The sequence below is a fragment of the Amycolatopsis sacchari genome, from assembly GCF_900114035.1.
In the GTDB taxonomy this organism is placed as follows: Bacteria; Actinomycetota; Actinomycetes; order Mycobacteriales; family Pseudonocardiaceae; genus Amycolatopsis_E; species Amycolatopsis_E sacchari.
Genome location: NZ_FORP01000010.1, coordinates 146,466 through 171,820, shown reverse-complemented (window position 1 = coordinate 171,820; position 25,355 = coordinate 146,466). Strand labels below are relative to the sequence as shown.

General features: G+C 67.8%; 23 protein-coding genes. 11 read left to right on the top strand and 12 right to left on the bottom strand.

Annotated elements, in window-relative coordinates; all coding sequences use genetic code 11:
- Positions 1-56: 56 nt before the first annotated feature.
- The gene (locus tag BMZ92_RS18770) at positions 57-404 is read left to right on the top strand and encodes a GntR family transcriptional regulator (RefSeq protein ID WP_091509250.1); all 348 of its coding nucleotides are present in this window, start codon (positions 57-59) and stop codon (positions 402-404) included.
- A gap of 19 nt (positions 405-423) precedes the next feature.
- Here the strand turns inward: BMZ92_RS18770 and BMZ92_RS18765 are convergent, their stop codons facing one another.
- On the bottom strand, positions 424-624 hold the full coding sequence (locus tag BMZ92_RS18765) for a hypothetical protein (protein WP_091509248.1): 201 nt from the start codon (positions 622-624) through the stop codon (positions 424-426).
- A 174-nt stretch (positions 625-798) separates the two neighbouring features.
- On the opposite strand from BMZ92_RS18765, the gene BMZ92_RS18760 reads away from it, so the two are divergent.
- The gene (locus tag BMZ92_RS18760) at positions 799-2,175 is read left to right on the top strand and encodes a helix-turn-helix domain-containing protein (RefSeq protein ID WP_483860452.1); all 1,377 of its coding nucleotides are present in this window, start codon (positions 799-801) and stop codon (positions 2,173-2,175) included.
- Here BMZ92_RS18760 and cutA read toward each other — a convergent pair.
- The 3 genes from cutA to BMZ92_RS36885 form a co-directional block, all read right to left on the bottom strand.
- The gene (cutA, locus tag BMZ92_RS18755) at positions 2,131-2,451 is read right to left on the bottom strand and encodes a divalent-cation tolerance protein CutA (protein ID WP_091509244.1); all 321 of its coding nucleotides are present in this window, start codon (positions 2,449-2,451) and stop codon (positions 2,131-2,133) included. The genes BMZ92_RS18760 and cutA overlap by 45 nt on opposite strands.
- Positions 2,452-2,461: 10 nt before the next feature.
- Positions 2,462-3,313: a HEPN domain-containing protein gene (locus tag BMZ92_RS36890; RefSeq protein ID WP_143249889.1), complete on the bottom strand. Its 852-nt coding sequence runs from the start codon at positions 3,311-3,313 to the stop codon at positions 2,462-2,464.
- Between the two features lie 206 nt (positions 3,314-3,519).
- The gene (locus BMZ92_RS36885; RefSeq protein WP_143249888.1) at positions 3,520-4,113 is read right to left on the bottom strand and encodes a hypothetical protein; all 594 of its coding nucleotides are present in this window, start codon (positions 4,111-4,113) and stop codon (positions 3,520-3,522) included.
- A gap of 1,059 nt (positions 4,114-5,172) precedes the next feature.
- Between BMZ92_RS36885 and BMZ92_RS36880 the strand changes: the two genes are divergently transcribed.
- On the top strand, positions 5,173-7,956 hold the full coding sequence (locus tag BMZ92_RS36880) for a TrlF family AAA-like ATPase (protein ID WP_143249887.1): 2,784 nt from the start codon (positions 5,173-5,175) through the stop codon (positions 7,954-7,956).
- 312 nt (positions 7,957-8,268) lie between these two features.
- Here BMZ92_RS36880 and BMZ92_RS18745 read toward each other — a convergent pair whose 3' ends face one another.
- Positions 8,269-8,895, bottom strand: a complete 627-nt coding sequence (locus tag BMZ92_RS18745) for a hypothetical protein (protein ID WP_091509238.1) — start codon at positions 8,893-8,895, stop codon at positions 8,269-8,271.
- A gap of 128 nt (positions 8,896-9,023) precedes the next feature.
- Here BMZ92_RS18745 and BMZ92_RS18740 point away from each other — a divergent pair, with 128 nt between their 5' ends.
- Positions 9,024-9,986, top strand: coding sequence for a hypothetical protein (locus tag BMZ92_RS18740; protein WP_143249886.1), 963 nt, complete (start codon positions 9,024-9,026; stop codon positions 9,984-9,986).
- Position 9,987: 1 nt separating this feature from the next.
- Here the strand turns inward: BMZ92_RS18740 and BMZ92_RS18735 are convergent, their stop codons facing one another.
- Positions 9,988-10,437: a MarR family winged helix-turn-helix transcriptional regulator gene (locus BMZ92_RS18735; RefSeq protein WP_091509232.1), complete on the bottom strand. Its 450-nt coding sequence runs from the start codon at positions 10,435-10,437 to the stop codon at positions 9,988-9,990.
- A gap of 62 nt (positions 10,438-10,499) precedes the next feature.
- Between BMZ92_RS18735 and BMZ92_RS18730 the strand changes: the two genes are divergently transcribed.
- Both BMZ92_RS18730 and BMZ92_RS18725 read left to right on the top strand, forming a co-directional pair.
- On the top strand, positions 10,500-11,003 hold the full coding sequence (locus BMZ92_RS18730) for a phenolic acid decarboxylase (RefSeq protein WP_091509230.1): 504 nt from the start codon (positions 10,500-10,502) through the stop codon (positions 11,001-11,003).
- A 16-nt stretch (positions 11,004-11,019) separates the two neighbouring features.
- The gene (locus BMZ92_RS18725) at positions 11,020-11,526 is read left to right on the top strand and encodes a GNAT family N-acetyltransferase (protein ID WP_091509228.1); all 507 of its coding nucleotides are present in this window, start codon (positions 11,020-11,022) and stop codon (positions 11,524-11,526) included.
- A 10-nt stretch (positions 11,527-11,536) separates the two neighbouring features.
- Here the strand turns inward: BMZ92_RS18725 and BMZ92_RS18720 are convergent, their stop codons facing one another.
- Positions 11,537-12,715 (bottom strand): hypothetical protein, encoded by a 1,179-nt coding sequence (locus BMZ92_RS18720; protein WP_245783128.1) that lies wholly within the window; start codon positions 12,713-12,715, stop codon positions 11,537-11,539.
- Positions 12,716-12,791: 76 nt separating this feature from the next.
- Positions 12,792-13,574 (bottom strand): FadR/GntR family transcriptional regulator, encoded by a 783-nt coding sequence (locus BMZ92_RS18715; protein WP_091509226.1) that lies wholly within the window; start codon positions 13,572-13,574, stop codon positions 12,792-12,794.
- A 201-nt stretch (positions 13,575-13,775) separates the two neighbouring features.
- On the opposite strand from BMZ92_RS18715, the gene BMZ92_RS37430 reads away from it, so the two are divergent.
- The 3 genes from BMZ92_RS37430 to BMZ92_RS18705 all read left to right on the top strand — a co-directional run bounded on the left by BMZ92_RS37430 (position 13,776) and on the right by BMZ92_RS18705 (position 15,677).
- Positions 13,776-13,937, top strand: coding sequence for a hypothetical protein (locus tag BMZ92_RS37430; RefSeq protein ID WP_177228752.1), 162 nt, complete (start codon positions 13,776-13,778; stop codon positions 13,935-13,937).
- Positions 13,938-14,072: 135 nt separating this feature from the next.
- Positions 14,073-15,281 carry an aKG-HExxH-type peptide beta-hydroxylase gene (locus tag BMZ92_RS18710; RefSeq protein ID WP_177228760.1) on the top strand — a complete coding sequence of 403 codons (1,209 nt, stop codon included), beginning with the start codon at positions 14,073-14,075 and terminating at the stop codon, positions 15,279-15,281.
- A gap of 198 nt (positions 15,282-15,479) precedes the next feature.
- Positions 15,480-15,677 (top strand): hypothetical protein, encoded by a 198-nt coding sequence (locus BMZ92_RS18705; RefSeq protein ID WP_091509221.1) that lies wholly within the window; start codon positions 15,480-15,482, stop codon positions 15,675-15,677.
- Between the two features lie 33 nt (positions 15,678-15,710).
- On the opposite strand, the gene BMZ92_RS18700 is transcribed toward BMZ92_RS18705, so the two are convergent.
- The 3 genes from BMZ92_RS18700 to BMZ92_RS18690 all read right to left on the bottom strand — a co-directional run bounded on the left by BMZ92_RS18700 (position 15,711) and on the right by BMZ92_RS18690 (position 20,439).
- A complete protein-coding gene (locus BMZ92_RS18700; RefSeq protein WP_091509218.1) occupies positions 15,711-16,961 on the bottom strand; it encodes a GTPase domain-containing protein in 1,251 nt (416 codons plus the stop codon).
- Positions 16,958-18,763 (bottom strand): dynamin family protein, encoded by a 1,806-nt coding sequence (locus tag BMZ92_RS18695; protein WP_091509394.1) that lies wholly within the window; start codon positions 18,761-18,763, stop codon positions 16,958-16,960. The genes BMZ92_RS18700 and BMZ92_RS18695 overlap by 4 nt, the downstream gene beginning before the upstream one ends.
- 149 nt (positions 18,764-18,912) lie before the next feature.
- On the bottom strand, positions 18,913-20,439 hold the full coding sequence (locus BMZ92_RS18690; protein ID WP_091509217.1) for an IniB N-terminal domain-containing protein: 1,527 nt from the start codon (positions 20,437-20,439) through the stop codon (positions 18,913-18,915).
- A gap of 216 nt (positions 20,440-20,655) precedes the next feature.
- Between BMZ92_RS18690 and BMZ92_RS18685 the strand changes: the two genes are divergently transcribed.
- Entirely contained in the window at positions 20,656-21,798 is a 1,143-nt protein-coding gene (locus BMZ92_RS18685; protein WP_091509214.1) for an Hsp70 family protein, read from the top strand.
- The gene (locus BMZ92_RS18680) at positions 21,795-24,032 is read left to right on the top strand and encodes a helix-turn-helix domain-containing protein (RefSeq protein ID WP_091509212.1); all 2,238 of its coding nucleotides are present in this window, start codon (positions 21,795-21,797) and stop codon (positions 24,030-24,032) included. The genes BMZ92_RS18685 and BMZ92_RS18680 overlap by 4 nt, the downstream gene beginning before the upstream one ends.
- On the opposite strand, the gene BMZ92_RS18675 is transcribed toward BMZ92_RS18680, so the two are convergent.
- Positions 24,029-24,673 (bottom strand): L,D-transpeptidase, encoded by a 645-nt coding sequence (locus tag BMZ92_RS18675; protein WP_245783127.1) that lies wholly within the window; start codon positions 24,671-24,673, stop codon positions 24,029-24,031. The two genes, BMZ92_RS18680 and BMZ92_RS18675, sit on opposite strands and share 4 nt — an antisense overlap.
- Positions 24,674-25,355: the final 682 nt, after the last annotated feature.

Genomic DNA, 25,355 nt, shown 5'->3' with positions numbered 1-25,355 from the left:
CAGTCAACACTGTCATATCTCGGGTAACACTGTTGGCGGGCAGTAGGCTCGTTGGCATGGGCAAACTCGACCCGGACGACTCACGGCCGCCGTACCGGCAGATTGCCGACGCGCTGCGGGCCGATATCGAGGCAGGCAAGCTCGCCCCAGGTGCGCAGCTTCCGGCGCTCCCGGCCCTGAGCAGCGAATACGAGGTGTCGACCGGCACCGTGAAGAGCGCCCTGGCGGTGCTTCGCGACGCCGGGCTGATCGTGACCCGGCAGGGCAAGGGCTCGTACGTCCGGACCCGGCAGGAACCCGTCGACGACAAGCCGACCGTGACCGAGCTGGACGAGCTGCGGCGCCTGGTCGAGGGCCTGGTTGAGCGCGTCGAGCAGCTTGAGCGGCGGCTTGCCGACCGCTGACCGCTCGGTGGAGTGGCGCTCAACCAAGGGCGTGCTGCAGGAACGAAGCGATTCCGTCGATCACCGTTCCGACGAAGTGTCCAGCCTGACTCAGCCACGTCGCGGCGTCCGTGGGGTGCTTGACGACGAGCGTGAGGATCGCGATCAGCGTCAGGAGCCCGACGACCTTGGTCAGCAGGCTCGTGCCGGTCTTGATCGGCGGGAAGGTGTTCTTGGCCATCTCGGTCTCCTCGCTCGCTGGTGTCGTTCTGAGGTCCGCGCTTGCTGGCGTTGCTCATGAAGCAAGAAAACCGCTGGTCGCAGGGTTGGAATAAGGACAACTTGAGTACCCAAGCTGGGTAAACTCGTCAGTAACAAGGGAGTTTTCGGCCCGACCTGGGGGAGGATCGAGGACGTGGCAAGGCAACGGCCAGCAGATCACCTACCGCCGGAAGTGCTCGCGCGAGCGGACTTCCGGCAGGCGTGTGCTGAACGCAATCTCGGCGAAGTACTGCGCCTGGCAAAGCGATGGGGAGGCGTCGGGTTCACCGCGTCCCACCTGGCCCGGCGATGCGAGCTGACCGTCTCGCGAGTGCAGGACTACATCAACGGCCGCGTCCAGGCGCAGCGCGTCGAGATCTTCGAACGCGTCGCGGACGGCCTGCACATTCCGGGGGAGATGCTGGATCTCGCACCCCGGTCCTGGGAGACCAGCACGCGCCACGTGCGCCCTGTTGCCGACGCCTCGCACACCCAACCGTCGAGCGAGGATGGAGACCCTTCAGTGCTGCGACGCGACTTCATGAAGCTGGGAGCGGGGCTTGCCGCGACAGGCCTGGCGGCGCAGCTGCCGGGCCTCCCGTCCCGCACGGTCGGCAACCGCGTGGGGTCGAGCACTGTCGCCGAGCTGCGCGCCAGCTTCGGGCGGCTGCGCCGTCTCGACGACCACCTGGGCGGCGCGGACACCTACCGGCTCTACTTCGCCGAAGTGCAGAAGACGGACGCACTGCTCAAGAGCGCCAGCTTCGCCGGGCCGGACCGGCAGGAGCTGCTGTCGTTCTTCGCCGAGCAGGCACAGCAGGCCGGGTGGGCGGCGTTCGACGCGGGCTGGCACAACGAGGCCAAGATGCTCTACGAACAGAGCTTCGAAGCGGCGAAGGCCGCGAACGACGTCGACCTGGCCGCCAACGCTCTCGCGCTCCGCTCGTACCAGCTCCTGCCCTCGACGGACGTGGCCGTGGACCTCACGGACAAGTCGTGCTCGATCGCGGCCAAGAGTGTGCATCCCGGCGTGAAATCGCTGCTCTACCAGCGCGGAGCCTGGACCTACGCGGTGGCCGGTCAAGCCGACAAGGCCGCATGGGCACTCGGCCAAGCGGAGGCGGCCCTGGTCAGTGAGGCGGGGGAGGGCTACGGGCCAGACTGGGCGGTGTGGGCGCACAACCCGACCGAGCTGCAGATCATCACCGGCCGGTGCTGGACCGAGCTGCACCGCCCGCTCCGCGCCGTACCCGCCCTCGAAGCGGCGATGGCCCAGTACGACGACAGCCACGCGCGTGACAAGGCCCTGTACCTGTCCTGGCTGTCGGAGGCGTACCTGGACGCGGGGGAGGTGGAGCACTCGGCAACCGCGGCTACCCGCGCACTGGGCCTGGCCGCAGACGTGGCGTCGGCCCGCCCGCAGCAGCGGCTCAGCGTGGTCATGAGCCGACTGGAGCCCCACCAATCCGTGCCGGAGGTGGCCGACCTACTCGCTCAGCGTCCGCTCGACCCACTCCAGGTACGGAGCTAGCCCGGCCGCGAGCGGGATGGCCGTAATCTCGGGGCTCGTCCACTCGTGCCGCTCGACGATGTGCTGCTCCAGCTCCTTGTAGCGGTCCTCCGTCGTCTTCAGGATGACCGTCCACTCCTCGCCCGTGCCGAACTCGCCCAGGTGCCAGAAGACGCTGGTCACGGGGCCGACGACTTGGCCGCCAGCGGCTAGCTTCGCCTCGACGGCTCCGCGCGCCAGCTCGGTCGCGTGTTCCTTGCTCGGAGCCGCTATCTGGACCTGCCACACTTGCGTCATGCGCGCGAGGTTACTCCGTAGTGTCAGCTTCCCCAGTCTTGTCGACTCTCGAGCCACGGAGAAGCATCTCCAGAATCAGGTCGTCGTTCGAGATCTTGGGTCCAATTTCAGGTTCGTCTAGAACGGTGGAAAGTATCTGCTCAAGAAAGAACTCAGCTATGTCGCTGGCATGGTATTTGTCGCCGACAAAGTCAATCACGCTCTTCTTATCAGCGGTTGGTGACCCATGAGCCACTGCCGACCTGTAGCGATAGATTTGCTTTGCTGCTGAGAAAATCTCATGGACTCGATCGGCTCCATTATGTGCAAGTAATGCCGTCGTGCGTAGGGCAAGTTTGTAGGTTATGTCGCCGGGACTGTCGTCGCCAGCAAGGGCTTCCAGGCCGATGCATGCGTCAAGAATTCGGTCCACCTGAGTTTGTCGGAGCGCTCCGCCAAGTAGGCGTTCTGAAGCCAGTTTAACCTTGGGCGACATTGCATTTAAGGAATCAATCCGCTTGCGCAAAAGCCGCGAATCGAGCTGGACGGGATTCTCGGGGACATCTTCTAATCCATGTAAATGTCGACGTTCATGCCATGCGTGTGACGCGCAAGGTAGCGCCGCCTTGTAGCCAGAGGACCAGCCGTTGCGGAGATAGATTGCATGGTTTACCCCGACTGGTTCTCGAGTGGTTATTTTTAGCGTCTGTAGGAACAGGCTCAGTTCCTCGAATGCTGTATAGTCTGCAGGCTCGAGTATGTCGCCCCATGCATGGCGTCTGCGAACCGGTAATTCCGGATACGTCCATGAGTGCGTGCTGCTCAATAGCAGTCGTTCATCGGCACCGCTCAATATTCTTGCGTCTGGCCAGCCTGCGGCCAATACCGCTAAGTTAGTACGTTTTACCTGGTCAGGGCGTTACCGGAGGCTCTGTTCAGTCGTTCCCGCCGGTTAGGCGGTTCTCCACTTGAGACAGTCGCCGTTGCGGTTGAGGGGAATCTTCAATTGAGGCAACTGTTCTGTCGGGGTGTGACCGCTCTGTGGGCGACGCCTCCAAACGCCTCTGAGCTGCGGAAACTCGCCTAAACTTAGCGGTATTGGCCTGCGGCAAGGATGCCGACATCCGTTTCTATTAGACGCCCTTTCAGCATCGGGATATCAGATTGGTTAAATGTTGATCCAAGAATTGGGATTATCAAATCAACTGTTAGGCCCTCGCCTATCCACCATCGTTCGAGTTCAATGTAGGTACTTTTCAGGAATTCGCTGTCGTATTCCCAGCCGACGCAATGTGCGTGTCGTTCGGCGATTTCCAGTGGAAGGTCGGCCGTGCCAACGAGCACCAATCTATCGCCAACCGTGTCAGCTTCTTTAGGCGAAAGAAAACTCCGATATTCGGGCGTCTTCTCCGTGTAGGCGAGAAGGTCGGAAAAGCCGTCAAGTTCTGCGTACGTGTACTGTCGGCCAAAGATGCCTTTTTCGGGCCCGATTGCTGATGAGTATTTAAGTGGCGACTTATGTGTCCGCTGTCTTCCTTCTGGGGTTTCGATTATGGTGGTGTAACCCCAGTACGTTTCCTTATTTAAACCTCTCGTGTAGGCGTCATGCATTTTGTGAAGTGCGTCACGTGCAACCGGCTCGACCAGTTCCCAGAGCGTCGCGTCTTTGATTTGGTTCTCCACCCTTGCCTTGTCCTCTTGTTAAGGCTTGCCGCCTTGGGTTGCGCCCGGTTGAAAGTCGTAGCGCGTCGCTGACAGTTTGAAGATCGCAGTCGCCGCACCTTGTGTTACCACGCGTTACCGGCGGCGCTATGCGTGCGCCATCTCGCAGTCCGAGAGGGGCTCAATGAGGGGCCCAGTTCGCCGCCCGCCGAACTTTTGCTGCAGTCGTACCCGCCGTCCTGACCAGGGGAAACGATCATCATCGAACCCCCTTGAACCACCCCTCAGGGTCTTGGAGAGCGGAGGGTTGCAGGTAGGCGACCCGGGGTGGGGTTGTGTGCAGTCTGGGTTGCAGTCCGAACCTGTTCGGGTTGTTCCAGTCGTGGCAGTGTTGCCCCTGCCTTCCAGGTCAGACCGGGTCCAGCCGCGTCCGAACAGCCCTTCATGGACCTTGAAAGCGAGCGTCGGGCAACCGACCGGGGGTTCAAATCCCTCCGCTTCCGCTTTGTGGCCGGAGGTTATGCCGGACGTCGCCCGGAACGGTTCCGCCTCGGTTGCAGTTCGGGTTGCAGTAGGGCCCCTACGGTGTAGCGCATGCGGGGGTCATCCGAACACAGGGGCTTGCGGTTAGTACCTAGGTGCCCTCCTCTATGCGCGTCAGCACTTTGTCGTCCTCGTGGACTACGAATAGCCAACAAGCCGCGTCGCCATCGATGCATACCGAGCGTCCATGAACGTCGTAGTAGGCGATCGGGAACCGTCGACCATCGGTGAAGACGCAGTCAGCCCTTTGAGTGACGGCCCAACTGGCCGTCGCTGTAGTCGTCTGACTGCCGCGTGGGAGCGGTCTAGGTGTAGATGGCTGCGGTCCGCGAAGGCATGCCTACGAATCGTAAGATCGAGAACTTTGAAAAAGCTCGGCGACAACGCGGCGAGCCCTCCGACTTCCAAGTCGCCAAGCTGATAAATTCTCGCCCGCCTGAACGCTTTGAACAGCGTTCGAACGAAGCCGACGCTCGCCAAGAGTGATCCTACTAGTGGCAGGTGTCGTAAACTGTTGACGTCAAGGAGTTGGGTGGGTTGAGACGATTCCCGAGGGGTTCAGAGTGGCGCAAATGGGACTTGCATTTGCATCCGCCGGGCACGAAGCTGAACAACCAGTACGGCAACGCCGACGACCCTGCAGTTTGGGAACGTTTCTGCCGAACTCTTGAGCAATCTGATGTCGATGCCTTCGGGATCACCGACTACTTCTCTTTCGACGGGTACTTCCGTCTCAGAAACGAGTACCAGCGCCTATATCCGTACTCGGAAAAAGTGTTCTTTCCGAACGTTGAGCTGCGTCTCGTCGAAGCTGTTAACGGTGCAGGTGAAGAAGTAAATCTGCATCTTATATTTCGGCCAGATATCAGCGAGGAAGTGGCTCAAAAATTCTTGTCTAGGCTTCGCACGCAGTGTTACGATCCGGGTCAGATACAGCTGACGTGCGCCGACCTCAAGCATAGCGACTTCGGCCGAGCTACTGTCTTAAAAGAGGATATCGCCGAGGCTGTAAAAGAAACCTTTGGCCGAAAAGTTGACATCTTAGAGAACGTGCTCGTGGTGACCTCGTGTAAAGGCGATGGTCTGCGTCCGACTCGTGGTGCTCGACGTAAGGAAAACCTCAGCGACGAGATAGACAAGTTTTCACATGCATTTTTCGGCAACCAGCGCAATGTGAGCTACTTTCTCAACATTGATCGCCTTGAAGGGGACGAACAGGTCGCTCAAAAACCGGTTTTCGGTGGCTGCGATGCACATCACTTCACTGACCTTGATACCGGTCTCGGTAAGCACGTGCGTGAAGGAAACACGAACTATGAAACGACGTGGATAAAGGCAGACCTCACTTTTGAAGGTCTCCAGCAAACGTACTTCGAGCCGCAAAACCGAGTGAAGCTTCAGGCTGTGCGGCCAGATCGACGCGAGCCTTACCAGTACATATCTAGGGTTAGCTTCACAGGTACCGAAGACTTCCCGTCGGAGGTCGTTCTTAATCAGAACCTCGTCTCGATTATTGGCGCACGTTCGTCGGGCAAGTCCTCCCTCTTGGCCTACATCGCCCATGCTGTCGACCCAGAAAATGCTATTGAACAGCAGGTGGCCACCGGTTTGGTAAGGCGCGAGGACGCAGGGCCGGCCGCCGGGATGACATGGGATTCTGTAAAGAACATCGTGTGCAAGGTGGAGTGGGGGGATCCCGCTGCGGAAACGGGCCGCGTCATTTACATCCCTCAAAACTCCCTCTATGCAATTAGCGAGCGACCCGAAGAAATAACGAGCAAGATTCAGCCGGCGTTGTTTAGGAGAGATACACGGTTCGCTGCTATTTACCGTCAGGTTGAAGCTGATATTCAGGCTTGCAATAAGACTATCCGATCTTCGGTCAATCGCTGGTTCGAGTTAACAAGTGAAGTATCCGCGGCAGTAAGCAAATTGCGGGAGCTCGGTGACAAGAAAGGGGTAGAAAGTACCTATAACGCGATTCTAGAACAGATCGCGACCTTGCGAGATGCATCGCATCTGACTGCGGGAGAGACTGAAACTTACCAGCGAATCGTCAGTGAGATCGGAGAGAAGGAGAGCCGGGCTAAGAGACTTGCTGAGGAAAGCGATCTAGTTGCGCCTTACGTCTCGATGACCGAAGGAGGGGGTTACGTCGGGAGTGAGCTCGTACAGGTTCGTATCGACACCACCCCCTCGTCCTCAGCGCTGCCTTCCGACCTTGAAAGTGAGATTGTCAAGCTGGTCGAAGAAGCGCGTAGTACGCTAACTGAAAATTTGAGAAGGAAAATAGGAGAGTACCGGCGCGAACTCGAAATTGAGTCGTCAGAGATCGGTGCAGCGACTCGATCGCTGAGGCTGGACAACGAGGCCCTCATTGCAAAGTACCGAGCCTTATCTGAGCTAGATGCACTGGTGCAAAGTAGCAGGAAGCAAGAAACAACTCTTGCTGCGATTGCCACACAGGAGGGTGTAGTTAAGAGGTTGCAGGAGCAGCAGCTAGCCGAAGTCGATAAGATAAAATCACAGATTAGTGATCGCGGTAAGCATATTAGTGAGCTGTTTGAAAACTTCGGCCATGCGAATAATAAGCTTGATGACGGTATCACAATCGGTATCGAAATAGAATTTTCAGAGGAAACGAAGCGGACTCTCTCGCAGGGGTTCAACATGCGGGATCACGGGCCGTATCTAGACAAGGCGACACAGACCGCCAGAATCGAGGAGGCTCAAGACGCACCCTCAGAATTCTTGCTGTCGATGTTTGTGGGTACTCAGAGAATTCGAGCTGCTTGGACGCCTGACGGTTTGTCTGCAGATGTCCTGTGCGCGACACCTGAGATCCGCTTCTTTGCTGTATTGGATGGGGACCGTATTGGGGGCTTTCAGCGTTCCTCAATGACTCCTGGTAAGCAAGCGCTGTTCGCCCCGACGCTTATACTGGAGGAATCGCCGGAGGCGTGGCCGTTACTGATCGATCAGCCGGAAGACGACCTGGATAGCAGGTCTGTCTATGACAATATTGTTCCATACCTTGTCAAGCGAAAATCCGAGCGACAGATACTGATGGTAAGCCATAATGCGAACCTAGTCGTCGGCGCTGACTCAGAGCAAGTAATCATCGCGAATCGCCACGATGATGATCGGAAAAATCTAAACGGAAGAATGTTTGATTATTTGTCCGGATCGCTCGAACACAGCGAGGAAAAGCGTGATGTTGACCATGTTCTGAGTTCTTGTGGAATCCGGGAACATGCGTGCGAGGTTCTCGACGGGGGGCCCGAGGCGTTCCGCAAGCGGAGCAGCAAGTACAAGGTTTAGATATCCGAAACCTGGGGCGGTTCGTCTCGTAGGGTTTCGACGAACTGCCCCTAGGTTGCGGCACGCTGGTCAACGCAGGTGGGTCCGCGGGCGAATACTTGGCGCAGTTGCCGAGCCCCTGTAGCCACGTGCGCAGCCTGGGTTGCAGTTCAGGCCCATCCATCCCCGCTCTCTCGTCGCAGTGGCCGCCTCCGCCTACGGTCAAACCGGGTCCGGCCACGTCCGAACTGCACCTCGTGGACCTTGAAAGCGAGCATGGGGCAACCCCACCGAGGGTTCAAATCCCTCCGCTTCCGCGTCTGTGACCAGGGGTTATGCCGGGCCAGGCCCGGGGCCGGTGCCTTTCAGGCGTCGTCCGTCGATCACTTCGCCGGTCATCGGATCCACGGTGACCGTTTCCGTCCTGTCGCCGAGGAAGTAGCCCGTGCAGTGGATTCCGCGGGAATCCGCCGCCAGCACGCGAAGATCGTCGACCGCCAGTCTCGGGGAACGCCACGCGATTCCTGACCTCCCGATAGCCACGATGTCGAAGTCGCGGACCAGCAGGAGCAGCGCCGGATCGAGCGATTTGGCCACCTGCTGGACCTGGACCTGGGCGACGAGCGCACCTGCGTGCGGCGCGTCCACCTGTACGAGATACGCGTCTCCAGCGGCAAGCACGCACATTTGACGGGCGGCCGGACCTGCGTATACCCCGTCGACGCCGCGGAGGTCGCCAGCCGGGAAAACCCCAACCCAAGCCGGTGCCTCGGCCGCGGTGACTCGAAGAACGAGGACTCCACCTGTGCCTGGCGCGAATCCGGGCTCGACCCGACCGTCCGGGCCGAACGTGAAAACAGGCTCAGCCCAATTGCCGTCCGGTGGGAACTCCGGGTTCACGTCGATTTCGTAGCCCGGCTCACCGACGACGTCGTAGAACTCCCGGAGGCCAGCATCCATGGCAGTATTCTGCCCGTTCCGGATGTCCGGGCCGGTGTGATGGCCCGATAACCACCTCGATTTCCGATTCCGGGAACGGTTTGATCACGGGACGAAACACCACGCCGCCTGTGACGGATAACCCTCGCGTGTCCCGATCTTGGTTCGCGGTGCTTCCCGCCGTGCTGCTCGCCGCCTGTGCGTCCACCGTCGCCGGGCCTGCGCCCGCGCCCAGCACTCCGCCACCCCCGCCGCCGGCGTTGACCGCCGAGCAGGCGTTCGGCGACCTCACCACGATCGACTACTGCAGTCTGCTCGACCTCGACGCCGCCGGTGCCGCGGGCGCGAAGAACGTCAAGAGCGTCCTCCCCGCGCCTGACCAGTGCTCCGCTCTGACCACTGTGGACGGTAAGGAAGCGCTGCTCACCGTCGGCGGGCTCGGCGGCAAGACGGCGGACCCCGACCGCACCGCGGACGTCACCGCGAAGACGCTCGGCGACGGCCTGAAGATCGAGTCCACCGGCTACGGCTCGCCCGACGAATGTCGTCGCTACCTGACCTTCGCCGACGGGACGCACCTCGCCGCGTCCGTGGCGCTCACCGGCGACGACAACACCGTCGACCAGCGTGAGGACCTCTGCAAGGTGGAAGACGCCGTTCTCGACGGCCTCGTCGCCGACGTCACCGCCAGGAAGGCCGGCCATCTGACCTTCCCCGCCGGCGGCATCGGCACGATCGACGCCTGCACCGTCGTGCCCGACGTCCTCGCGATCGCGCCGCCCGCGCTGGCCGACGGGATGAAGCCGGTGCCCGCTCTCACCCGCCACCACTGCACGTGGCTCGACCTGACCGACTACAGCCAGATCGAGTTCAGCTTGGACTACGGCAACCTGCCCGGCAGGTCCGACGTCCGCATCGCGAACCGGCCGACGGTCACCATGCCGGGCGACACGGGCTGTGCCCTGGCCACCGACCTCGGCCCTTCCCCGGTCCGCGGGTTCCACCAGTTCGCGCAGCTGTTCGTGCGCCCGTCCGACAACGCCACGGACGCCTGCACCGTGGCCAAGACGATCGCCGCCGCGACCTGGCCCAAGCTGCCCGGCAACGCGTGAATCAGTCCGGCGAAGAGGCGCCCCGTTCCAGCTTCTCCACCAGCCGCGCCAGTACCGGCAACGCCGTCTCCAGCACCGCCCGCTCCTCCGCCGGCAATTCGGCGATCGTGCGGGCCAGTGTCGCGGAACTGGTCCGGTCGTAGCGGTTCAGCAGGTCGCGCGCCTTCGCTGACGCGCTGAGGCGGACCGTGCGCAGATCGTCCGGGGCGGGGACGCGTTCGACCAGGTCCGCCGCGAGCATCGCCTTCACCAGGTTGCTCACGGTCGACGGCGCGACGTGCAGCCGCGCCGCGACGGTCCGCGGGCCCAGCGGCCCTTCGGCGACCAGCACCCGCAGCAGCTCGATCTGCGCCTCCGGCAGGTCGGGCAGGTCCGCGGCGGTGCGGGCCGCGCGCAGCACGGCGCGGCGGAGGGGGCCCAGCAGTCGGCCGAGTTCGGCGGCGGCGTCCACGCGTCACAGTGTGCCGCAACTCTCGTTTCGAGACAAACTAGTTTTGTGACAAAATAAAAGGCATGAGCACCACCGTTCAAGATCTGTCCGGCCTCGTCGGCCACCGGTTCATCTACACCTACGCCAACGGCTGGCAGTACGAGATGTACGTCAAGAACGCGACGACCATCGACTACCGCATCCACTCCGGGATGGTCGGCGGCCGCTGGGTCAAGGACCAGCAGGTCGACCTGGTCCGCCTCGGCGACGACGACTACAAGATCTCCTGGAACGAGCCGACCGGCACGTCCGTCGTCGTGAACGTGCTGCCCGCGCGGCGCCGCCTGCACGGCGTGATCTTCTTCCCGCGCTGGGTGGAGGAACACGGCGAGCGCACGGTCGTCTTCCAGAACGAGCACCTCGACGAGATGCGCGCCTACCGCGACGAGGGGCCGACCTACCCGATCTACATCGTCCCCGAGTTCGCCGAGATCACCCTGTTCGAGCACGTCGGCGAGAATGACGAGTCGGTCATCTCCGTCGCGCCCGACCAGCTGCCCGCCGGCTGGTCCGACCGCCGCAACTAGCCCCCTCGGAGGGTCTGTGCTCGAACTGCTCGCCCCCACCACCGGATTGCGTGACGCGTGGCTCCGCGCGCGGGACGACTGGGGCCCAGGCGTCCACGAGGACGGCTTCGGCATCGGCCCGGACGACGACGTCGACTCCCCGGAGGGGTTCGCGGCCTGGGTCGCGCGGCTGAACGACCAGGGGGACCCCGCGCGGCCCCTGCCGGACGGCCGGGTCCACGCCACCTGCCGGTGGATCGTCGAGGACGGTGAAGTGCTGGGCGGCATCGCGCTGCGGCACGAGCTCACCGGTGCCGCGGCGCGGCTCGGGCACATCGGCTACGGCATCCGTCCTTCGGCGCGGGGCCGGGGGATCGCCACCTGGGCGCTCGGCGCGATGCTCGACGAAGCACGTGCGCTGGGCCTGCCACGCGTGCTGCTCGTCTGCCGAGCGGACAACTCCGCCTCAGCCAAGACGATCGAGCGGAACGGTGGCGTTCTCGAAAGCAGTGACCGCGTTCTGCGTTACTGGATCGAGCTCTGACCGCGCCGCCTCACTCGCCGCCGCGGCTGGGGCGCCACAGCAGTGCGACCCCGTGCCCCGGCAGCAGCCACGAACGCACGTCCAGTTCCGGCAGGTCCTCCGCCCGCAGCCAGCGCGTCGTCGCGGTGTTGGAGCGGAACGTGAACGGCGCGAGGTTGAACTCGAACGCCCCCGAGCCCTCCACGTCCAGCTCCTTCACCGCGAACGTGATCTGGTCGACGTAGCACGGGTACGGCGCCTGCCAGTAACACATGCCGTCGTCGACGCGCTGCAGCGCGCTGACCCGCACCGACAGCCGCTCGATGGCCTGCACCGTGTGGTCGTCCGCGGCGATGTCGCTCAGGTCGCACTCGAAGATCCGCAGGTCACCGAGGTGGTCCGACGTGTTCTGCCGCGGCAGCGGGCCCATGTCCTCCCGGAAGAACGACAGGTAGTCCGCCCACTGCTGGTACTTCACCTCGCGCAGCCGCAGCTTGCTCGCCGACGCGCTGTGGTGCCTGCCCGCCGAATCGACGTACTCGATGCCGAGCCGCACCGACGGCAGCATGTCGTCCACCGAACTGTGGAACAGGGTGCTGTCCGGCACGAACCACAGCTCGAACAACGGCAGCTGGCAGCCGGAGCTGATCGAGTCCCGCAGCAGCGCGTTGCACGTCGCGAACACGATGAACCGGTCCACCGGCACGTTCTGCCGGAAGCTGTAGGTGACGGCGGTGGTGAGGTAGTACAGCTCCTGGTCGACGGCCCGCAGCTCCATGTGCACACCGGTGTGCGTGCTGATGGTCAGGTCGCCCCCGCCGGGACGGCGTCCCGCCCCGCCGAGCACACCCGTCATCACGTCCCGGTTCGCCTCGTTGCGCCCGTAGATCGAATCGAGGAACGCCTCCATCACCTGGTGGGGGAGGAGCGCCTCGACGATCCGCGGCCCGGCGATGCGCACGAGCTCGGCCGCCAGCCACCGGCGCAGGAACAGCTCGTACCCGTAGAGCCCGGCAGCCGCCAGCAACAACACGGGGAAGGTCAGTTCGAGCAGCCGGTGGACCGGCTCCGCCCAGCCACCTCCCGGCGCCCACAGCACCGTCCCGACCAGCGCCAGCACCCCGAGGAACAGCAGCGAGCCGGCCAGCCGCCGTACCCCCCGCCTGGGCCGCGTGAATCCGGCGGGCCGGATTTCGTCCCCAGCCTCCACTGCCTCTCCGCCTCGTAGCGAGAGCATCCATGATCTGCGGAAGGCGGGAAAGGGCGATAGGCCCGATCGGATTAATTCAGCTCTTGTGCCAGCGGGGTTCGTCGGCCTCGTCGTAGCTGTACGTGTTCAGCGTCGCCCGTTCCTCAGCCGGCAGCGCGTCCCGGTTCGCCAGGTCGTTGTACAGCCCGAGCAGATGGGCGGTCATCGACACGCGGGCGCCGCCCTCGTCCCGGCGCTTGAGGAACCACGCCACCTGGTCGTGTTCCGTCGCGGACCGGTTGTGCAGCTCCACCGTGCCGTAGCTGTTCCGCCGGTAGCCCCGCAGTTTCGGCACGAGCGACCGGTACAGCTGTTCGAGGAACTCGTTGTGGCTCGCCCTGATGACGGCGGCGTGGAACTCCTCGTCGGTGCGGAGCAGTTCGTCCGCGTCCTCGGTGGCCGCGGTCTGGTGGTCCTTCGCGCGCTTCGCGATCTCGTCGAGCTCGCCGTCGTCGGCGCGCGTCGCGGCGAGGCTGGCCGCGGTGGCCTCCAGCGCGATCCGGACCTCCATCAGGTCCGAACCGCTGATCTGCCCGTCGAGCACCAGCGGCGCCTCGTCGCGGTCACCGAAGTTCGTGGACCGGACGTACCAGCCGCGTCCGCGCATCACCTCGACGATGCCCTGCAGCTGCAGGCGCTGCAGCGCCGTGCGCAGCGAGCTGCGGGCGACCGCGAGCCGTTGCGCCAGCTCGGGTTCGGTCGGCAACCGGTCGCCGGCCTGGAAACGACCGCTCTCGATCAGCTGCCGGAGCTTGTCCTCGATCAGCTCCGGCAGTGGTTTGCGGGTGTCCGGTGAGAGCGCCCAGCTCTCGTCATCCATGAGCAGCCTTCTCGAGTCTCTAGGGGTTCCCCGAGCGTTCCAGGAACTGTAACTCCTGGCGGACAACGGACGCAAGTTGTCAGTCAGCAAGTTGTTACTTGACAGACAACAGACTAGACAAGCATGCTCGTTACACCGAGGCGGACAAGGGCTGGCAACCCCAACCCCCGGTGCCGGCTCGGCAGCAACCGAGGAGGTGTCGTGGTGAACTCGCAAAACCTGCTGATAGTCATCTTCCTGGTGGCCCTTGCGGTCGCGATGATCGGCTGGCGCACGATTCTGGTCATGACCGTGACCGCGGGGCTCACGCTCGCGGTGCTCGGCCTGGTGCAGATCGTCTCCTTGCTCGGCGGGGCCGTCTGATCGCACGCTGACGGCCGTTCGGGGGACATGTCGGTGATCTGTTGTCTGACATGTCCCCGGAGATGTGGGAACCCGGTGGGCGGCGTACCTTGTCGCGGTCGGGGATCACCTCTCGTTCAAGGTGGAAGCCGCAGGATGACTCTCAGTTCCGATTGGCCGGATGCGACCGAAGTCCACGCGGCGCTCGCGCCCGCGGACGCGCTCCTCGCCGAGCGCCGGGCGCTGTACCGGCTGGCCGTCGAGGTGTGCGCCTCGGCGCCCTGCACCCGGTCCGACGACCAGCTCGACAACCCCCTGTTCCGGTTCCGCGTCGGCGAGGCGCTGGCGGGCCGGAGCACCTTCGACCCCACGGCCGACGACTCGCTCGACGACGTGATCACGCGCCTGCACGCCGGGCCCCTGCGCCTGGACGTCGCGACCGGCGCGCAGGCCGGGGACCGCCTCGCCGGCGCGTTGTCGGTCGTGCACGCGCAGAGCGGCATTCCCGGCCCGCCGCCGCGGCCGCTGACGGAAGCCGACGGCGAACGGCACCACCGGGCGCTGACGCTCGTCCAGGCCGGGCTGGCGAAGGCGGCCGAAGTCATCCCCCGGCTCGCCGCGGACCTGGTGCCGCACACGGGTTTGCTCGTCGTGCTCGACAGGGACACCTCGCGCGGCCTGGTGTCGGCCTCCTCGCGGTTGTTCCCCGGGCTGATCCTGATCGACGAGCCGGCGTGCGCGTACGACGTCGCGGAGGCACTGGTGCACGAAGGCGCGCACCAGAAGTTCTTCGACCTCGCCATCACGCACGACTTCCTCGCCGAGGACCTGTCGCGGGACCGGATCTTCCGTCCGTCGTGGTCCGGGGCGAGCTGGCCGGTGGAACAGGTCGTCGCCGCGTTCCACGCCTACGCGTGCCTCGCGCAGTTCGCTGAAGAGGTCGTGCGCCGCGGGGAAACCGGGCTGCTGGGGGAGAATTCGCTGCTGCTCTCCGCCAGGGCGAGGGAAACCGAAATCGGGCGGTGGCTGCTGGGCGCCGAGGACGCCCTCGAAGGGGACGCGCGGTGGCTGCTCCGCACATTTTTGCGTGCGGAGGGAAATCCGCCGGAAATTCCCGGGGAAACCGCGCCCGCGGGGCGTTACGTTCTCGATCCGCTCGTGCGGCTCGCGCGGATGGCCGCGACCGGACGCGTCCTCGCCGCGCGCCCCGGCAGCCCGCCGCAACTGCACTGGCTGGCACAGGACGCCGCGGAAATCGTGCGGAGACTGGAAAAGGAGCCCTTGTCCGCGGACGCGCTGGCCCCGGAACAGGCCGTCGCGCTCGCGCACCTCGTGCGGTCGGCGCTGGTGCACCGTCTCCCCTGATCGGGGTGACACGTTCGAGGGAGCAGGGGGTTCGGCAATGCCGGTAACGGTTATCCGTCACCCGAAGTCAGCCCGGGTTCGCGCTGCGCCAACGGTTTTCGCGGCCGAATTGACCGGGGGCGGGGCGCGGGCGGACTGGCGCACCGGCGGAGTACTGTCCACATCGCACGGAATTCCCCGAATCGGTTAAGGAGCGCGATGGCAGCGCAGTGGGAGCCCTCTCGCAGAACCGGCACGCGGCCCGGCGAGCCGGTCACGCGACCGGGCGGGCCCGGCGAGCACCCCGCGGTCGGGCAGCAGCCCGCCGGCCGCCCGGTCACCCGGGTGGATTTCTTCCGCCGCATGCCCACCGGCGGCGGCACCGTCTACTTCAAACCGGCCGCACCGCAGGAGTGAACCCGCGCGGCAACAGCCTGTTGCCGCGCCACTTCACAGCGGTCCCGCCGCCAGCGCCTCGCAGCTGCGCACCACCACGGCCGCCGCGCGCCGTTCACCCGTGCCGGCCCCCGGCCGTTCCGCCAGCTCCCGCCACCGCCGGATCGCGTCGAGCACAGCGTGCTGCGACCCGTCGCCGCCCAGCCGCTCCGCGATCCCCGTGCCGTGCCCGCCCAGGAGCCGCACCGCCTCCGCGGCGAGCTCCGGCGGCAGCGCGATCCGCCCCGTCCGCAACGCCGCCAGCAGGCGCAGCTCGCGGAACTCGTGCGCGCTCACCACGACCCGCTCCAGCTCCGCGGCCAGCGCGGGCGTCGCGGGCCGGGGTTCCATGCGCAGCACCACTTCCAGCCCCAGCAGCGCGGAACGCGCCTTGAGCACCTCCTCGCGCTCGGTGAAGTACTGGTCGATCGAGTCGCGCAGCTCGGCGAGCCCGCTGCGGGGCACGAGCTGCGCCGCCAGTGACGGCAGGGTCTGCGCGCCGCGGCGGATGAGCGTGATCGCCAGCCGCACGCCGAACAGGCCGAACCGTTCGAGCAGCACCGCACCCGGCTGCCCGGTCGAGGCGAGGAAGCGGTCGGCCGACAGCAACTGCGGCTCCAGCTCGGCCTTCGGCACGGCGGCGAGGTCCACCAGCGCGTCGAACTCGGCCTCCCGCAGGGTGCGCCCGCCCGCGGCGAGCAACCCCGCGACCGGCACGACGTCCTGGCACAGGCCACGCAGCTCCGGCTCGCGCCGGTAGCGGCGGGCGATCTGGCGGGCGGAGATCAACGCGTCCACCCGGCCGCCGCCCAGCTCGTCGGCCCGCGACAGCACGACGACCGAGTTGACCGCCGAAGCACGCGCGATCGCGTGGTCCTGCAACGTGTGCAGGAAGCCGAGGTCGGCGTTGTGCGGATGCCGCACCAGGTACAGCACCGCGTCCGCTTCCGCGCAGATCCCCTCGATGGTCTGGGGGGTGGCGTGCTCGTCGATCGCGGGCGTGTCGATGAGCGTCAGCTCGTTCTGCGAGCGGCTCGGCGCGGCGCGGAACCAGCGCATCCCGTCGCCCTGCCCGGACAGCTCCTGCCCGGCGATCGCGCTCACCATCGTCGACTTGCCCGTCGCCGGACCGCCCACGACGGCGAGGCGCAGCGGGTCGGAGAACCGGTCGAGGTGCCTGCCCAGCCAGGAGGCGGCGCGCGGGCTGTCCCGGTACGCGTCGTAGGCCTGTTCCAGCAGCAGCCGGGTCTGTGCCGCGAGGTTCACGCGGTGAGCCCCCGCGGCACCTGGACCGCCCTGGTCGCGCCGAGCGACTGCGCCCGCTGCCGGAGCCCGGCCAGCTCCTCGATGCTGCGGCGGATCTCGTTCGCACGTGCCGTGCGCTGCGCCGTGTCGGTGTCGATGACCTGCTTGATCGACTTCGCGGACTCGGTGATCTCGGCCCGCAGCTCGTCGGCCACGGCCGTGAGCCGGTCGCGCAGCGCGCGGTGGATCTGCCGCGCGGTGTCCTTGCTGTGCTTGCCGTAGGTCAGGAAGAAGTCGTCGACGTACCGGTGGGCTGCGGTCTTCGCGGCGGCCTGCCTGCGCTTGAGCCGGTTGCCCCGCTCTTCGAGCACGCTCTTGGCGCCGAACGCCGCACCCGCGCCGAGCGAGATCGGGTTGATCAGCGGCAGGCCCGCGATCGTGGTCGCGAGGCCGAACATCAGCAGCCCGCTGTACGAGCCGCGCATACCGACGAACAGCTTCTGGCCCACGCCGAACCGCTCCACCCGGGGCATCCGCAGGTCGCCCACGGCGTCCGCGGGCACCTCGCGCGGCAGCGAGTCGGGCACCGCGTCGGGCCGGTGGGGCGCGAGCTGGCGGGCCAGTTTCCGCGCGATCCACTCGAACCGGTCGAGCAGCCATTCGGAGTTCGTCTCGGCGACCGCCGTCAGGTTCTCCCGGAGCCAGACCTCGAACTCGTCCCACGTCTTCGCGGGGTCGGCCGCGTCGAAGTACTCGTCGACCTCCACCAGGATCCGGCGCGTGCGGTCCCGCAGGTCGAACTCGACGTCCGACAGCAGGTCGGACACCTCGTCGGAGAGCATCGTCTGCCAGCGGCTCGCGTCGCGCTGCAGCCGTTCCAGCCTGCGGCCCTCGTTGTGCCAGCGTGCGACGGCTTCGGTGTTCGCGGCGCGCTGCGTCGCGGCGAACTCCTCCTGCAGCGGGCCGAGCAGCGAGTCGACGGTCAGCGCGGTCACCGCGGCGACCGAGCGGCGGGCGAGCAGGTCCGCCTGGCCCAGCAGGCCCTGGTGCAGGAAGCGGATCAGGTCCGCGAACCCGGATTCCTCGTTGAGGGCCTTGTCGCCGGTGCGGGCGGCGGCCAGCCGCAGCGTCGCGGACACGGGCAGCACCGTGGCGAGCAGGCCGCCCTCGACGAGGCGGGCGCGCGTCCGCTCGGCCACGGCACGCCAGCCCGGGACGAGATCGATCTTGGTGAGGGCCACGACGATCGTCGGGCACAGCCGCGCGACCTGTTCGAGCAGGCGGACCTCCGTGCCGGACAGCTCACTCGTCGCGTCGGTGGCCATCACCACGGCGTCCGCGGCCATCTCCCGCACGGTGTCCAGCGCGGCCGGGGCGGGCGAGTCGACGAGCGCGAGCCCGCCGGCCAGCAGGGCCCTCGGCAGGCCGATCTCCGTGCGGACTACCGGAGCGCCGGAGGCGGAGCGGGCTTCGCGGTTCGCCTCGGCCGTCACGTCCTCGACCGCCACAGACGTGCGCGAGGAGCTTGCGATGGCGCGCGGGCGGGCCGTCACCACGGCCGCGGTCGGGGTCTCGGCGTGCTCGATCAGGGCGGGGACCTCGGTGGTCCGGTCGTCGCCGACCGCGCACACGGGGGCGTTGAGCAGGGCGTTGATCAGCTGGCTCTTGCCCTGTCCCGCCTCGCCGATGACGACGACGCGGAGCTTCGGATCCAGCAGCCGGGATCTCCGCGTGCTCAGCCGCTCGACGAGATCCGCGCGCCGGTGGGTGGCGCAGGCGCGGACGGTGTCGTCCAGCACTTCGAGCCAGGGCGGTGCCATCACGGGCAGCAGTGTGCCCTGTCCGGTCACGAAATGGAAACGGCGGGGGTCCGTCTTGCGACGAACCCCCGCCGTCAGTACGACCGGCGGGCGGTGTTCTCACCCCGTAGGGAGGGCACTGGCGAGAACACCGCCCGCCACACTGGGCGCGGTCAGTGGCCGAAAGGCAGGTCGTCGGTGAGGCCGCCGAGGTCGGTGACCTGGGACAGCGGCGAGTGGTCGAGGGCGCTGGTCGCGTCGCTGACGGGGTTGTGGGACACGTCCACCGAGTCGCTCAGCGGCTGCGCGGACAGAGCGTGCTCCAGGTCGCCCGCCTGCGGCATCGGGTTCGCGACCGGCAGGTGCGGCAGCCCACCGGGCAGCTCGGCCTGCACGTGGACCGGCAGGTCGGCGGGCAGGTGCGTGGGCAGGTCGGTGGGCAGCTCCGGCGCGGGCAGCGCCGGGGTCGCGGGCACGTGCTGCGAGACCTGGTCCGAGGCGTGGTTCGCCGCGTCCTGGATCGCGTCGTTGCCCCGCTCGCCGGCGTCGGTGAGGGCGTTGGTCGCCCGCAGGTCGCCGGTGGGGGTGCTGACACCGGTGAGGTAGCCACCGATGGTCGTCGAGGCGGCCTCGACGTGCTCACCCAGCAGCTCGCCGCCGGAGGAGACGTAGTCGGCCAGGGTGCCGGCGGCCGGGGCGCTCTTCGCCAGCGCGTCGGAGTCCAGGCTCTCGCCCAGGTCGGTCACGGTGCCGAAGTCCGGCAGGGAGGCCGGGCTGCCCTCGGCGCTGACGCCGTACGAGCCGAGGCCGGACTCGCTCTGCAGGCCGCCCGCGAGGGTGTCCGCACCGGCGATCCCGCTGCCGGCCACGTAACCGAGCTTCGACTGGGTGGTACCCGCGACCGCCAGGCTGTCGTCGGCCGCGGCGACGCCCGCGGCACCCGTGGCCGCGTCACCCTCATAGGTCGCGGTGCCGGCGAAGCCGTCGCCGGTGCCGCTGGTCGAGGTCTCCACCTTGCCGAGGAGCGGCAGGTCCAGCTCGGGGGTCGAGACGGGCAGGCCGCTCACCTGCGGGGTGTTGAGGCCCTCGATGCCGCTGGTGGCGATCGGCAGGCCGTCGGACTTGGCCGCGTCGAGGGGCAGGCCGCTCAGCGCGGAACCGTCGAGCGGGAGGTCGCCGAGCGGCAGGTCGCCGAGCGCGGAGCCGTCGAGGGGGAGGTTGCCGAGCAGCGAGCTGTCCAGCGGCAGGTCCCCGACGGGCAGCGTGTTGCCCAGCTCCGGCAGCTGCTGGCCCAGCTCGGGCAGCCCGAGCGGCAGGGTGCTGCCCAGCTCCGGCGTGGCGACCGGCAGCCCGCTGAGCGTGGGGGCCGAAACCGGCAGCTGGCGCTCGGGGGCGTCCAGCGAGGGGAGGACCCCGGCGGCGTCCGCGGCGTCGGCGACGGCGGTCAGGTGCGCGATCGTGTCCTGCAGGCCCTCACCGGTGGGCAGGGTGGAGAGCACGGACTCGAGCGAGGCCGCGGCGTTGGCCGGCGCGTAGTCGGCGACGAGCGGGGCGACTTCCTGGATGTCCTGCGGCGTCACGTCGCTCAGCCCGGCGCGCTCGAGCGCGGCAGTCGGGTCGGCGGCGAACACGGACCGGGCGGCGTCGTCGGTCAGCAGGTTCAGCACGAAGTCGTGCAGGTTCTGGGCGGGGTGGGACAACGAGGTCTCCGGTATCTAGGGGTCGGTCTCACGAGGGCGTCCGGCACCGGCCGGACAACTTCGAGTCAATCTAGGTATTCCCGCAGGTCCTGCCATCGGGGATCGTGCCGGGTCCCGGTGGGGACCACGGGACACGAGCGGGTTAGGGGATTAGGGGATGTGACCCGAACGGCGGCCTTTGGTACGAAAGGACGACTCCTAGGAGGCAGCACTCGAATGCGTTACGTCCTCGGTATCGACCTCGGCGGCACCCGGATCAAGGCCGCCGTCTGCCGCCGCGCGGGAGAGGTCTGGGGCGAGCCCGAGGTGGTGTGCTCGCTCGAGTCGGTGCTGCACGTCGCGCCGGACGCGACAGTCGTCGCCGGACCGGAGGCACGCCGCCGCGCGCTGGCCGAGCCCGGCCGGAGCGCGCGGGGTTTCGCGCGCCGCATCGGCGACGACGTGCCCCTGCTGCTGGGCGACGAGCTGTACCGGCCGGAGGCGCTGACCGCGGTCGTCGCGGGCTGGGTGGCCGACGAGGTCGCGGAGGCCGAGGGTGTTGAGGCGGACCGGATCGCCCTCACCCACCCCCCGGGCTGGGGCGGGCACCGGCGGCGGTTGCTGCATGACGCGCTCGCCGAGGCCGGCCTGCCCGGTGCGTTGTTGCTGCCCACCCCGATCGCGGCGGCCGAGAGCCTGTTCGTGCGGGAGCGGGTCGAGCCGGGCAGCCTGCTCGGGGTGTGCCGGCTGGGTGGCGAGTACGTCGACACGGCGTTGCTGCGGCGTGCGGCGGCGACGTTCGAACTGGTCAGCTCCGACGAGCAGCTCGCGCCCCCGCTCGACGACGTGCTGACCGAGCACGCGGTGGCGCGCTTCGGCGGTGAGGCGGCGCAGCTGCACGACGCGTGCGTCGAAGCCAAGGAGCTGCTCTCGTCGTCGCCGGAAGTGGACCTGCCGGGCCGGCTCACCCGCACGGAGTTCGAACGGCTGGCCGAGCCGTACCTGAGGCTCGCGCTCACGCCGCTGCGGCGGTACGAGCAGCTGTCGGCGGCCCTGCTCGTCGGCGGCACCGCGCGGATCCCGCTCGCCGGACGGCTGGCGGAGGAAGTGCTGGACTGCCGCGTCGTCGTCGACCCCGATCCCGCGACGCCCGCCTGCCGGGGTGCCGCGCTCGCCGCCCGCCCGCCCGCCGAGGCGCCGCCCGCGTCCACCGCGCTGGTGCCGAGGGTGACGGGCCTGCCCGAGCTGGAGCCCGAGGAGGTCTACGATCCCGAACCCAGCCCACCACGACCCCCGGTGGTGGTGACCCCGCTCGAACCGCCGCGCCGCAGGTTCGTCCCGACCCGGCGGAGCGGTTCCCGAGACGAGGACGACGAGTGATCCTGCTGGACGAACCGACGGAACGCGTGTGCGCGGCCATCGTGGCCGGGGACCTCGCGCCGGTCCGGCTCGCGATCGTCGCACCCGGCGGCTACGGCAAGACGACGGTGCTCGAGCGCCTCGCCGGGGCCGACGTGCGCCTGGTCGACGACGCCCACCTGCTCGGCGACGCGGAGCTGGGCGAGCTGTTGCGCTACCTGGAGGACGAGCAGGCGCAGATCGTGATCGCCACCCGGCCGCATCCCCGGCGCGCGGCGCTGAACCAGGTGCTCGCGCGCCTGCGCGGGCAGATCGTGCTGCGCCCGTTCGACGTCGCCCGCACGAAGGCGTTCCTGGAAGCGACGGGCTCGCCGGAGCTGGCGGAGTTCGTGCACGCGCAGACCGGCGGCGTGCCGGGACTGGTCAGGGCGACGTCGGAGCTGAACCTGTTGCGGCACGAACTGGACCACGCGGGCGAGGACGTCGTCCGCTTCCTGTTCGCCGCGGAAGCCGGCGCGGCGGCGGACCAGTCGGGCGCCGTCATCGAGGCCGCGCACGCGACGGGGTTGTTGTCGCCGGACGGGCGGCTGCTCCCGATCGCCGCGCGGGCCCTGCGTGAGCTGGTCCCGCAGCCGCGGCAGGTGGCGTTGCGCAGGCAGCTGGTGCAGCGGCAGCTCGAACGCGGTGGTCCCGTGCTGCCGCTGGTGCGCCCGTTGCTGGAGGCCGGGCTGACCGGGCCGGAGATCGGCGCGGCGTTCGAGGCCGCCGCGGATGAGGCGGAACCGGCGCTCGCGGCGAAGCTGTACGAGGCGGCGGCCAAGGCGGGGCGCCGGGTCGGTGCCCGGTGGGCGGAGGCGGTCGCGCGAGCCGGTGACTTCGACGCGGCGTTGCGCCTGGCCGACGAGTTGCTCGCCGCCGAGAACCCCCGTGACCGCGAGGAAGGGGCGCGGGTGGCGGGCACGGCGCTGGCGCACCGCGGTCAGCTCGCGCGCAGCGCGGAGTTGTTCCAGTGGGCGGGCACCGGTGACAGCCGGTGTTTCGCGGCGATCGCGCTCGTCGGCACCGGCCGGGTCCCGGAGGCGCGGAAGGCGCTGGACGAGTGCGCCGGCACGGGTCCGCCGACGTTGTTGTCCGGCGCGGTGAACGGTGCCGCGCGCGGGATCGTCGAGTCGGTGACGGAGCAGCCCGCGGTCGCTCTGTCCACTTTGGTCCGGGCGGCGGAGATGCTGGAACCGGTGTCCAGGCGGCTGCTGCTGCCGGACAGCCCGGCGGCGCTCGGCGCGCTCGTCGCCCTGCACAGCGGTGAGGCGGCGATCGCGGAACCGTTGCTGGAGCGGGCGATCGAGGCGGGTGCGCTGGTCGCGCGGCACCGGTTGCTGCTGGCGTGGATCGCGATGGTGCGCGGTGACGAGGAGACGGCCGTCGCCAGGCTGCGCGAAGCGGGCGACGACCTGTCGCCGCGCGACTGGCTGTTCGCCGTGGGGCTGCGCGTCGGGATCGCGCGCCGGGCGAGCGACCTGGCGGCGCTGCGGCGGATCTGGGGGCAGGCACGCGAGGCCGTGATCCGGCACCCGGTCGACCTGTTCACGTTCCTGCCGTTCGGGGAGTTCGAGGTCGCGGCGGCCCGGCTGGGGGAGCGGGACCGGCTCGCGCCGCACCTGCGGCAGGCGCGGCAACTGCTGGCAGCGCTCGGGGAGCCGCCGCTGTGGGCGACGGCGTTGCACTGGAGCGGCCTGCACGCGGCGATATTGGCGGAGCAGCCGGAGGAGGCGGCGGAGCACGCGCGGGCGCTGGCCGCCGGTGCGGCGACGGGGCCGTACTTCGCGGCGATGTCGCAGGCGGCGGAGTGCTGGCTGAAGGTGCTGGGCGGCGAGGTGGACCCGGTCGCCGTCGAAGCCGCGGCCAGGGCACTGCACGACGTCGGGCTGTGCTGGGACGGCGCGAGGCTGGCAGGTCAGGCGGCGATCCGCACGTCGGACCGCAAGGTGATGGTGACCCTGCTGGACTGCGCGAGGGTGCTGCAGGGCCGCGACCCGGCGCCGACGCCGGGCCCGGCGCGCCTGAGCGAGCGTGAGCGGCAGGTGGCGGAGCTGGTGCTCGCCGGCCTGACGTACAAGCAGATCGGTGACCGCCTGTTCATCTCGGCGAAGACCGTCGAGCACCACATGGCGCGCATGCGGCAGCGGCTCGGCGCCGGCAGCCGCAGCGAGTTGCTCGCCGAGCTGCGGGCCGAGCTGGAGCCGGCGGAGGGTTAGGGGACGACCTGCACGGGGTCGCCGACGCTGAGGGTGCTGAAGAACTTCAGCGACGCGGCGCTGGAGAGGTGCACGCAGCCGTGCGACGGGGTGGAGAGGCTGCCCTGGTGGAAGGCGTCGCCGGGGTAGAAGAAGACCGAGTTCGGCATCGGCGCGTTGTCGAACTCCTTGCTGTAGTGCATCTTCTCCTTGTAGAGCACGTGGAACATGCCGGTCGGCGTCGCGTAGCCCTTGCGTCCGGTGGTGATCGGGACGGGGCCGTAGACGACCTTGCCGCCGCTGAGCAGCCAGGCCTTCTTCGCGGAGATGTCGACGCAGGCGCCGTCGGTGACGGTGCACGGCACGGCCGGGTTGGCGGCGGGCTGGGGCGTCGTCTTCTTCGTCGTGGAGGACGGCTTGGGGGTGGTCTTCGACGTGCTGGTGGTGCTGGTGGTGCTGGTGGTGCTGGTGGTGCTCGGGGCCGCCGTCGTGGACGGCGGTGCCGTGGTCGCGGGCGGGGTGGTCGCCGAGCTGGTCGAGGTAGGCGTGCTGACCGCGGCGAGCGGCTGCGAGCCACCGCCCTCGGTGCTCCCGCCACACCCCACCAGCGCAACGGCCGCGGCCGCGCCGGTCAAGGCCATCCAGATCTTGTTCACGCGCACGCGGTCCCCCTCGATTCGCCGTTCCCTGACACCAGTTGAGACGCCCACATCACCCGGAAGGTTGACGCGCAGCGGTCACGATCTTGTTGCGAGCGGGTCTTTTGAGGGGTTTGGGGTGCGATGGGAGGCGGGGTCGGTAGGGCAAGGCGTGTGCGCCAGCTGGGCGGTGAAGCGGCACCAGCCGCCGCTGGTGGGGCCGCTGCCCGGCACCTGCCGCCGCTGCCAGGGCCCGGTGGCCGACACCAACCGGGACTGCCGGGGGTCACTACCCGGCGACACGGCATCCGCCGCGACTGGCGGGGCCGCCAGGAGCGCGCCCGGCAACCGCCACCAGCCCTCGCCAGCCCCCACTGGACTGCTCACCCCACCCCGCCGCACACCGCCAGCCACCGCACCCACGCGCAGCCCCACGGATCGAGGCGGCATGCCCCGGACGGCGGTCTCGCTGGTGTGGAAACGCCTGCTGCCGCCGGTACACCCTCCCTACACGAAACCCCGCACCCCGCCGAGATTCCCCGCTCTCCGGCCCCTCCTGCCGAAGGGCGCGGCCCCCTCCACCCGCTCCGCGCGGGAAGACCCCGCCGGACGGAACTCGTGGCAGCGACCTGCCTGTCCGGAATCTCCTGGCATGCCCGTTTGCCCCGCCCGGCTCGCTCGCCACGGACTGGCGGCCGGTGGTGGG